Annotated in this window: 7 protein-coding genes; 3 read left to right on the top strand and 4 right to left on the bottom strand. The window is 66.7% G+C overall.

Annotated features, from left to right (window positions below):
- Positions 1-52 precede the first annotated feature (52 nt).
- Genes rhaT through OO12_RS18235 form a run of 3 tightly spaced genes read right to left on the bottom strand, consistent with a single transcriptional unit; the run spans position 53 to position 3699 of the window.
- Entirely contained in the window at positions 53-1120 is a 1068-nt protein-coding gene (rhaT, locus tag OO12_RS18245) for an L-rhamnose/proton symporter RhaT (RefSeq protein ID WP_034160180.1), read from the bottom strand.
- A 12-nt stretch (positions 1121-1132) separates the two neighbouring features.
- Positions 1133-2293, bottom strand: coding sequence for an FMN-dependent L-lactate dehydrogenase LldD (lldD, locus tag OO12_RS18240; RefSeq protein ID WP_034160145.1), 1161 nt, complete (start codon positions 2291-2293; stop codon positions 1133-1135).
- On the bottom strand, positions 2290-3699 hold the full coding sequence (locus OO12_RS18235; RefSeq protein ID WP_034160144.1) for an FGGY-family carbohydrate kinase: 1410 nt from the start codon (positions 3697-3699) through the stop codon (positions 2290-2292). Before OO12_RS18235 ends, lldD begins: the two co-directional genes overlap by 4 nt.
- 111 nt (positions 3700-3810) lie before the next feature.
- Here OO12_RS18235 and OO12_RS18230 point away from each other — a divergent pair, with 111 nt between their 5' ends.
- The 3 genes from OO12_RS18230 (at position 3811) to OO12_RS18220 (ending at position 8138) form a co-directional block, all read left to right on the top strand.
- Positions 3811-5928, top strand: coding sequence for a bifunctional rhamnulose-1-phosphate aldolase/short-chain dehydrogenase (locus tag OO12_RS18230; protein WP_034160143.1), 2118 nt, complete (start codon positions 3811-3813; stop codon positions 5926-5928).
- Between the two features lie 28 nt (positions 5929-5956).
- Positions 5957-7252 carry a TIM barrel protein gene (locus OO12_RS18225; protein ID WP_034160142.1) on the top strand — a complete coding sequence of 432 codons (1296 nt, stop codon included), beginning with the start codon at positions 5957-5959 and terminating at the stop codon, positions 7250-7252.
- Positions 7253-7334: 82 nt separating this feature from the next.
- Complete coding sequence (locus OO12_RS18220) at positions 7335-8138, top strand: DeoR/GlpR family DNA-binding transcription regulator (protein ID WP_034160141.1); 804 nt, start codon at positions 7335-7337, stop codon at positions 8136-8138.
- A 174-nt stretch (positions 8139-8312) separates the two neighbouring features.
- Here OO12_RS18220 and OO12_RS18215 read toward each other — a convergent pair whose 3' ends face one another.
- Complete coding sequence (locus tag OO12_RS18215; protein WP_160296842.1) at positions 8313-10862, bottom strand: beta-glucosidase; 2550 nt, start codon at positions 10860-10862, stop codon at positions 8313-8315.
- Position 10863 lies beyond the last annotated feature (1 nt).

Here is a 10863-nt window from a genome sequence, read left to right as displayed (position 1 = left end):
GCGCGATGCGGCGCGCGGGATTCCGGCCGCGAAACACTCAACCCCAGCAGCCTTACGTCGCCAGCGCGTTGCCCACCCCGATGATCACGGTCGACGCGATCAGGATCGCGATGCCGAGCCGCACGAGATTGCGCGTGCGCGCACTGGCCGTCGCCCATTCGCGCAAGGCAAAGCCCCACAAAGTCGAGAACAGGATGATGCTCGCCATGTGCAGCGTCCAGGAGGAGAAGCCGAAGCGCCCCATCTGGCTTTCGCCCATCGTGTAGAAGAAGAACTGGAAATACCACAACGTCCCGCCCAGCGCGGCGAGCAGATAATTGGCGCCAAGCGGCGGTGTGGCGGTGGTGGCGCCGGGCGCGGTGCGACCGATGAATTCGCCCGCGCTGCGGTTGCGCAGGATCAGGATCGCGCACCAGACGAGGTTGGTGCTCAGGCCGCCAAGCAGCACGATGCACAGCACCGGCAGCCCCTGCCATAGCGGGTCGGTGCCCGCCGCGAGCGTCAGGGTGCGGATCGGCTGGCCCGCGTCGAGCCCGAAGGCAAAGCAGCTCGACATCACCCCGGAGAACAGGGCGATGGCCAGGCCGCGCTTGAGATTGAACTCGGCGACGCCGACGGTCGCCGCGTCGCCGCTCGTTTCGCGCTCCTTGGCCTGGCCGGCGCGGGCGACGACCAGAATGCCGATCACCGCGACGACGATCCCCAGCAAGGTGATCTGGCCGCTGGACGTGGCGGCGAGCGCCGGCAATGTCCCGCGAAAGATCGGCGGCCCGAGCGTCCCGATCACCGTGGTCAACCCAAGCGCCACCGCCATGCCGAGCGACAGACCGAGATAACGCATGGTGAGACCGAAGGTCAGGCCGCCAAAGCCCCAGCCCGCGCCCCAGAACCAGCACCAGAACAGGGTTTCCTTCGGCACCGCGCCGATCACGCCAAACAGGTCATGCGTCTGCAGGCTGGCGAACAGCCAGGGCATGACCAGCCAGCTGAACACGCCGCCGGTGAGCCAGAAAATCTCCCACGACCAGCCCTTGATGCGTTTATAGGGGACGTAGAAGCTGGCCGAGGACAATCCCCCGATCCAGTGAAACAGCACGCCGAGCAACGGGTTTCCGTCCATCATCCCCTCCGTTCAGTCTTTGACGAGAAAGTCGGGGACGAGAATGTCGGGCGTGATCGCCGCGACATTGGTCACCCCGGTCAGCGCCATCGCCACGCGCATCTCGGCGGCGATCAGATCGAGCACATGCGCGACGCCGCGCTCGCCATCACCGGCGAGCGCATAGGCCCAGGCGCGGCCAAGCAGCACGCCGCGCGCGCCGAGCGCGAGCATGCGCACCACGTCGAGCCCCGACCGCACACCGCCATCGGCGAGCACGGTGAGCCGGTCGCCGACCGCCGCGGCGATCGCGGGCAAGGCGTGCGCGGTCGAGGGTACGCCATCGAGCTGCCGCCCGCCATGGTTCGACACGACGATCCCATCCGCGCCGAGCGCCGCCGCCTCGCGCGCATCCTCGACATCAAGCAGGCCCTTGATGATCAGCGGCCCGGACCATTCGGCGCGGATCGCCTCCAGGTCGCGCCACGTCACGGTCGGATCGAAATTCGCCCGCATCCAGGCAAAGAAATCCTCAAGGCCGGTCTTGCCCGCCAGCACCGAAGCGACATTGCCCAGCCCATGCGGCCGTCCGCGCACGCCGACGTCCCACGCCCAGCGCGGATGCATCGCCGCCTGCCCGAAGCGCCGTACCGCGCCACGCACGCCGGGCGCGCCGGCCAGCCCCGAGCGCAGATCGCCATAACGGCTGCCCGGCACCGGCATATCGACGGTGAAGACCAGCGCGGTGCACCCCGCCTCGCGCGCCACGGCCAGCAGGTCGCGCATGAAGCCGCGATCGCGGATCATGTAGAGCTGGAACCAGAATGGCGCCGGGCTCGCCGCCGCGACTTCGCCCACGGTGCACACCGACACGGTCGACAAGGTGAAGGGAATGCCGGCCGCGGCGGCGGCGCGCGCGGCCTGGGTCTCGCCGCGGCGCGCATTCATTCCGGCCAGTCCGATCGGCCCCAGCGCCACCGGCAGCGCCTGACGCGTCCCGAACAGGCTGGTCGACAGATCGATCGCGCCGACATCGCGCAGTACGCGCTGGCGCAACGCGACCGATTCAAGATCGGTGACGTTCCGGCGCAATGTGGTCTCCGCATAGGATCCGCCATCGATATAATCGAACAGGAATCGCGGCAGTCGCGCTTGCGCCAGCGCGCGATAGTCGAGGATATTGGCCGCTTTCATGCCGCCACCGCCAGGCCGGCGATCCGCTCACGCCACAGATCGCGATAGCCGGAAAGATCGATGTCGAGCGGCGCGACGCGGTCAAGCGCCGATGGCGGCGCCAGTGTCGCGTCGACCAGGCGGAGCGCGCCGTACGACACGTCATTATGGGCCGCCCCGGTATAGACGGCGGTATCGGGCCGCAGCGACGCCAGCGCGCGCACGAACACCTGCGCCTCGGCAAAGCGCCCCTCGATCAGCAGGCGTTCGCGCGACCCGATCAGGTCGAGCGACGCGTCGGCGACCAGAGCGGCGTAGAGGCACGCCGCCGCGCGGATCGCATAGGGATCCTCGGGCTCCACCACCCATTCGCCCGATCCGGACGGGAAAGGGCCGACCCCCGGCATCATTGACGGCAAGGCCATCGCACCCGCCGCAACCACCTGTTCGACCGCGGCGATCAACGCCGGCTGATCGGGCTTGATATCGACCCGGCGCGTGTCGATGCCGCTGAGCAGCTCAATCTCGCGCCCACCCATGAAGCGCGACGACGGCACAAGGCGTCCGCGCACATCGACATTGACCAGGCAATCCCGCGCTTCGGGCAAGTCGGCGATACGGATCGCCGCGTCGGGGCCGGGCGAGCGCATCGCCACGAACCAGGTACCGGTCGACAGGATCGTCGCTTCATGCTCGCCAATCTCGGCAAAGGCGCGCGCGGCGTGCAGCGCGGCGTTCGAATCGTGCAGCCCGGCATGAATGCGCACATCGTCCGGCAGCCCGGTCCGCGCCGCCATGGCCGGGGAAATGCTGCCGATCGCATCGCCGGCGCGCGCGATCGGCGCGAACAACGCCGCCCAGCCGCGCCGCTCGGCCATGTCCGACGCGTGCTCCTCCGCCGGACGCCACAAATCGCTATGACAGCCCAGGCTGGTCACTTCCGACACGGCGATACCCGACAACAGCCAGGCCCAATATTGCGCCCAGGGCAGAATCGTCGCGCCGCGCATCAGCAGCGCGGGATGAAGATCGTCGAGCAGGTCGAGCTGCGCGCCAAGATTGAGCCCCGCCGGCAGCCGCGGCGATCCGGTCGCGGCAAAGGGATCGCGGCCCGCATCATAGCGCGCGCGGCGTGCGGATGGCGGGTTCTGCTCATAATCGATCGGCGGCACCGCCAGCCGCCCGTCGCGCAACACCGCGACCGCCGCGCCATGCGCCACCGGCACGATCGCGCCGATTCGGCCCAGCGCCGCGAAATCGCGCAGCGTCGTCACCATCCACGCCTCAATTCCGTCCGAATCGAGCGCGGTATAATGCGGTCCGGCGACGATCTCATTGGCGCGCGTGCGCCGCTCGAGCAGCGTCCCGCCCTCCCACAAAGTGAGCTTGGACATCGTCTTTCCGACATCGAGCACCACTGTCAGCACGCCTTGCCACCCTCTTCCTAGATTAAATCTGATCATTTTTTATCGAACGTGATTGTTTACGACCATAGCCTGTTGTAGAACGCCGTCAAACGAGAATGAGGGGATTCGACCATGGCCGATCGTACATCACCGCTGCAGGCCGACCAGCACAGCCTGGCATTCGCGGTGCCGACCAATCTCTGGTCGGAACAGACCGCTGCCGGCTTGTCGCCGGAGAATTTACTGCTGTACCGCTCCAATCTGCTGGGCAGCGACCTGACCATCACCAATTTCGGTGGCGGCAACACATCGGCCAAGCTGGACGAAACCGACCCGCTGAACGGCGCGTCGAGCAAAGTGCTGTGGGTAAAGGGATCGGGCGGCGATATCGGCTCGATGAAGCTCGACGGCTTCGCCACGCTCTATCTCGACAAATTGCTCGGCCTCGAACGCCTGTATCGCGGCGTCGAGCATGAGGACGAGATGGTCGGCTATCTCCCGCATTGCACCTTCAACCTCAATCCGCGCGCCGCGTCGATCGATACGCCGCTGCATGCCTTCCTGCCCTTCGCGCATGTCGACCATGTCCATCCCGATTCAGTCATCGCGCTGGCGGCGGCGCAGCATGGCGAGGCCGCGGTGCAGGAAATCTGGGGCGGCAAGGTCGGCTGGCTCGGCTGGAAGCGCCCGGGCTTCGACCTCGGCCTGCGGCTGCGCGATCATGTCGCGGCCAATCCGGGCTGTATCGGCGTGGTGCTCGCCGGGCATGGCCTGATCTGCTGGGACGACAGTGCGCGGTCCTGTTACGATCGCACCATCGGGCTGATCGCCGACGCTGCCGCCTATCTCAATACCAAGCTCGCGCTGCGCCCGGACTTTGGCGGCGAAGTCGCCCCCACCCTTCCCGCCGCCGACCGCAAGGCCGCCGCCGCAAAGCTGATGCCGCGGCTGCGCGGGTTGATGACCGGTACGCAGTCGAAAGTCGGGCATTTCTCCGACGATGCCGGCTCGCTGCAATTCGCCGGATCGGCCGATTTCGCCCGGCTCGCGGCGGTCGGCACTTCCTGTCCCGATCATTTCCTGCGCACCAAGATCGCGCCGCTGGTGCTCGATCCGGCGCAGCTCGACGACGATGCGTATCTCTCGGCCCAGCTCAGCGCCTATCGTGAAGGCTATGCCGCTTATTATCAGCGCTGCGTCCATCCCGGCGACCCGGCGATGCGCGATCCCAATCCGGTGGTAGTGCTGATCCCCGGCATTGGCCGCATCACCTTCGCCGCCGACAAGACCACCGCGCGGCTGGCGGGCGAATTCTACGGCAATGCGATCAACGTGATGCGCGGCGCGGAAGCGATCGGCGGCTATCTCGGCCTGCCCGAGCAGGAAGCCTATGACATCGAATATTGGTTGCTTGAGGAAGCCAAGCTGCAGCGCATGCCCAAGCCCAAATCACTGGCCGGCAAGATCGCGCTGGTCACCGGCGGCGCGGGCGGCATCGGCATCGCCAGTGCCGAGCGGTTGCTGGCCGATGGCGCCTGCGTCATGCTGCTTGACCGCGATGCCGAGACTCTGGCCGGCGCGCGCGAGACGCTCGAGCGCAAATTCGATGCCGACCGCGTCCGCGCCTCCTTGTGCGACGTCACCGACGAAACGCAGATCGCGTCGGCCTTTGCCGATTGCGCGCGCGAATTCGGCGGGCTCGACATATTGGTGGTCAATGCCGGCATCGCCTCCTCGGCGTCGCTCGAGGACACCAGCGTCGAGATGTGGCGCCGCAATTACGACGTGCTGGCGCAGGGTTATTTCCTGACCTCGCGCGAAGCCTTTCCGCTGCTGCGCGCGTCGGGCGGCGGGTCGATCGTGTTCATCGGATCGAAGAACGGCATCGCCCCGGCGACCAATGCCTCGGCCTATGCATCGGCCAAGGCGGCGGCGTTGCATCTCGCCCGCTGCCTCGCGCTCGAAGGCGCGCCGCATGGCATTCGCGTCAATACGGTCAATCCCGATGCGGTGATCAAGGGGTCGCGCATCTGGGACGGCGACTGGCGCCAGGAGCGCGCCGATGCGCATGGCATCGATTCGGGTGAGGCGCTGGAGGCGCATTACCGCAATCGTTCGATGCTCAAGCGTGACGTGCTGCCCGCCGACGTCGCCGAAGCAGTGGCCTTTTTCGCATCCGCGACATCGGCGAAATCAACCGGTAACCTGCTTAACGTGGATGCCGGCAATGCGCAGGCCTTTCCGCGCTAATCGATTGATGATTTGAGGGAGACCAAGGATGGCGAACGGCCCCGCGCTGACGCTCGACCAGATCGGCAGCCATAATGCCGAGCGCATCGATGCGCTGGCGGAGGATTATGCCGCGCTCGACCGCCAATTGGCGCGGCGCGGCGTGGACATTGCGCAGGTGAAGGCGGCGGTCGCCGGCTTCAGCGTCGCGGTGCCGAGCTGGGGCGCCGGGCGCGGCGGCACCCGCTTCGCCAAATTCCCCATTCCGGGCGAGCCGACCAATATCCACGAGAAGCTCGAGGATTGCGGCCTGATCCAGCAGCTCGGCCGGGTCACGCCGCGCGTCAGCCCGCATTTCCCGTGGGACAAGGTCAGCGACTATGCCGCCTTGCGCGAAGAGGCGGCGGGGCTTGGCCTTGGCTTCGACGCGGTCAATTCGAACACCTTCCAGGACCAGCCCGGCCAGGCGCACAGCTATCGCAGCGGCAGCCTGTCCTCGACCGACGCGGACGTTCGCGCCCAGGCGATCGATCATAATGTCGAATGCATCGAGATTGGCCGCCAGCTCGGCTCGCGCGCGCTGACCGTATGGGTCGGCGACGGCACCAATTTCCCCGGCCAGCAGCATCTCGGCCGCTCGCTCGACCGCTATCTCGACGCGGCGGCGGAAGTCTATGCCGCGCTGCCCGGCGACTGGCGCATGCTGCTCGAACATAAATTGTTCGAACCGGCCTTTTACTCGACGGTGATTTCCGACTGGGGATCGTCGCTGATGGCGGCGCAGGAGCTGGGTCCCAAGGCGATGTGCCTGATCGACCTTGGCCATCACGCGCCCAATGTGAACATCGAACAGATCGTCGCGCGGCTGCACAAGGCCGGCAAGCTGGGTGGTTTCCATTTCAACGACAGCAAATATGGCGATGACGATCTCGATGCCGGGGCGATCAACCCGCACCAGCTGTTCCTGATCTTCAACGAGCTGGTCGAGGCGGCGCTGGAGCCGCGCACCGGGTTCGACCCAGCCTATATGATCGACCAGTCGCACAATGTGACCGACCCGATCGAAAGCATGCTGTGTTCGGCCGAAGCGATCGTCGGATCCTTCGCTCGCGCATTGCTGGTCGACCGCGAGGCGTTGCGCGCGGCGCAGGAATCGAACGACGCGATCATCGCGTTCCGCGCCTTGCGCCGCGCCTATGACACCGATGTGGCGCCGATCGTCGCGCTCGCGCGCGCCGAAGCGGGTGGGGCGATCGATCCGCTGGCGCTGTACCGCACGCTTGGCTGGCGCGACCGCAAGGCGCAGGAACGCGATACAGTGGGGCTTGGCGCGGGAATCGTGTGACGATCGGCGATGGATGATCAGATATGCTTGCATCCGCGCAAGTCAGGCCTGATACGCTGACAGTATCGTTAAAGGCCTTTTAATGCACGCAGAAGATCGCGACCGACTGATCCTGGAACTGATGCGCGAACGCGGCTTCGTGTCCTTCCAGGAACTGGATCGCTCACTCGAAGCATCGGGCGCGACCTTGCGCCGCGATCTCGACCGACTCGAAACCAGCGGCAAGATCGTCCGCGTGCGCGGCGGCGCGCGGCTTGTCGATGCGCCGGATGGCACCGGGGCGAGTGGCGGCGGCAATGACGGGCATCTGCGCGGCGTGCCGTTCCATGAGAATGTCGAGCGCAACCGCGCCGCCAAGGAAGCGATCGGCCGCGCCGCCGCCGCCCTGTGCGGCACCGGCGAGACGGTGATCATCGATGGCGGCTCGACCACCTTGCAGATGTGCCCGCTGCTCGCCCCGCTCGAGCTTCATGTGCTGACCAATTCGCTGCACATCGTCAGCGCGCTGATCGGCCAGCCCGGCACGCATATCTCGATGCCCGCCGGCACCTTGTTCCGCGAACAGAATATCCTGCTGCCGCCGTTCGACGATGACGGGATGAGCCGTTACCGCGCGTCGAAGCTGTTCATGGGCGCGGCGTCGATCGGTCGCCACGGCCTGATGCAGACCGACGTGCTGCTGGTCCATGCCGAACGCCGCCTGCTCGACCGCGCCGATGAAGTGATCGTGCTGGTCGACAGCAGCAAGTTCAGCGCCCCCGCCGGCCATGTCGTGTGTACCGCCGACGAACTCGACATCGTCATCACCGATGACGGCATCACCGACCGCGACGCGGCGATGATCGAGAAAGCCGGGATCAAGCTGGTCGTCGCCCCGACCGGCTGAGGGATATCGACCCACCCCTTCCATTCGCGCCGAACATGTCGCAGCCTGTCCCGAGCGCCCGCCTTGGCAGGTAGTCGAAGGGGCCGCTCTTTCGTGGCAAGAAAAAACGGGGCTTCGACAAGCTCAGCCCGAACGGGATAGGCAATCCCGCTCAGGGCTATACTCCGACGGCGATCAGGGCACCCGTGCGGTGCCGCTGATCTCGATCTCCTTCACCGCGCGGATGTCGTCGGACGCCGCGCCGATCATCAGCCGGTAACGGCCCGGCCGCACCATCCATGCCTTGGCCGCCACATCATAGGACGCGAAGGCGCGCGGATCGAGCGGCAGCGCGATGCTCTTCATGCCGCCCGCCGGGATCGCGATTTTGGTGAAGGCCTTGAGCTGCTTGACCGGCTCGGTCGCGGCGCGATCGACCGGTGCGACGTAGAGCTGCACCACCTCCATGCCGTCGCGCTTGCCGGTGTTGCGCACGTCGAGCGTGACCTTCGCCGCACCGCCGGCCTTGAGCCGCAGCGGCGCAACCGCCTTGCCATAAGCGAAGCTGGTATAGGACAGGCCATGCCCGAAGGCGAAGAGCGGCTTCACCCCGCGCGCGTCGAAGCTGCGATAGCCGACCAGCAAGCCTTCGGCATAAGTGCTGGTCCCCGCATCGACCTTGATCACGTCATCGGCATCGCTTGCCGGGAAGGTGACCGGCAAGCGGCCCGAGGGATTGACCTTGCCGGTGAGGATGCCCGCCAGCGCGGCCGGGCCGGACTGGCCGGTCAGCCACATGTCGACGATCGCCGGCACCTCGTCCTTCCACTTCATGGTCATCGCCGCGCCGGCGTTGACGACCACCACGGTCTTGCCGTTGGCGGCGGCGACCGCCGAGACGAGCTTGTCCTGATCGCCGGGCAAGTCGATCGAGCTGCGGTCATAACCCTCGCCTTCGGTCAGGCTGTTCGAACCGACGATGACGATCGCGGCATCCGCCGATTTGGCGGCGGCGACCGCGGCATCGAGCGACGGCCGCGGCACGCGCACGCCGAAGTTCAGCGATTCATAGATCGACTTGCCGTTCGAATAGTCGAGCCGGATCGGGTAGGATTTACCCGCTTCGAGCTCGACCGAAACGGTGCGGCGCCCGACCGGAAAGCCGATCACGTCCCGATTGTCGGGGACCGCAGGCGTCGATTTGTCGATCAGCGTCTTGCCGTCGAACTGCAAAATGCCCTTGCCGGTGCCGCGAATGCTGAATTCGTAGCGGCCCGACACCGGCGCCCAGAACAGCCCTTCCCAGCGCAGCGACAGATAATTGGCCGATTGCGGGCCGGCGACATTACCGCTGATCCGCTTGAGGAACGCGGTGGCCACGTCAGTGGCGACGGGCGCGCCCGACTGGTCCGCCGCCGCATAATAGCTTTGCGTGAGACCCGGCTTGCCGCGGCCGGCATCGGGGCTGAACATCGCCGCTTCGGCCGCCGGCGGCACTTCCTCGCTATCGACGCCGGGCTGATAGACGATCGTCACGCCGGGCAAGGCCGCGCGCAACGCGTCGAGCGGCGTGGCGATGGCGTCGAACGGCTGGACCGCGGAACTGCCGCCGCCCTGGATGCGTGCCTTGGCCGCATTGGGGCCGATCACCGCCAGCGTCCGGATCGACGGATCGAGCGGGAGCACGCCGCTGTTCTTGAGCAGCACGATCGCCTCTTCGGCGGCGCGCTGCGCGATCGCGCCATGCGCCGGCCCGCCGACAATGCCGTTGGCGCCGGCCGTGCCATCGACCACGCCGCTGCGGATGATCAGGCGCACCATGCGCCGTGCGGTTTCATCGATTTGCGCCAGAGTCACGTCGCCCGCCTTGACGGCGGCAAGCAATTTGTCGCCGAAATGCTGCGGCGGACCCGGCATCTCCAGGTCGAGCCCGGCATTGATCGCCGGCGCCGTGGTATGCGTCGCGCCCCAATCCGAGACGACGAAGCCCTTGAAGCCCCATTCCTTTTTCAGCACCTCAGTCAGCAGCCAGGGATTTTCACCCGCATAGGTGCCGTTGAGCTTATTGTACGATGCCATCACCGACCAGGGATCGAGCGTCTTCACCACCGTTTCGAAGGCAGGCAGATACAGCTCGCGCATGGTCCGTTCATCGACCGCGGAGTTGGTGAAGAAGCGATTGGTTTCCTGGTTGTTGGCGGCGAAATGCTTGATCGAGACGCCCACGCCCTTGTCCTGCACGCCACGGACATAGCCGAGCGCCATCCGGCTGGTCAGCCAGGGATCCTCAGAATAGGTCTCGAAATTGCGCCCCCAGCGCGGGGTGCGCACGATGTTGACGGTCGGCGCGAGCAGCACCGACGCGCCATAACCGCGCGCTTCCTCGGCGATCGCGCCGCCGACCTGCTGCGCCAGCGCCGGATTCCAGGTCGCGGCGATCGCCACGCCGACCGGGAAGACGGTGGCGGGCTTGCCTTCGGGCGAGCGCACGCCGGTCGGTCCATCGGTCATCTTGACCTCCGGAATGCCGAGGCGCGGCACGGCCTGCCCGGTCATGCCGGTCGCGCCGCCCATCAGCGAGACCTTTTCCTCCAGTGTCAGCCGGGACAGGAGATCGTCGACGCGCGCCTCGACCGGCGCGGCGGGATTGAGATACAGCACCCTGTCTTCGGCAATGGCGGGCAGGGCGAACAGCGCGCAGGCGGCAAGCAATGCCGCCCGCGACGAGAAACGAAATACGGTCATT

The organism is Sphingomonas sp. ERG5 (genome assembly GCF_000803065.1).
In the GTDB taxonomy this organism is placed as follows: Bacteria; Pseudomonadota; Alphaproteobacteria; order Sphingomonadales; family Sphingomonadaceae; genus Sphingomonas.
The sequence above is the reverse complement of the archived record's forward strand: the minus strand, read 5'-3'. Positions and strand labels throughout refer to the sequence as shown.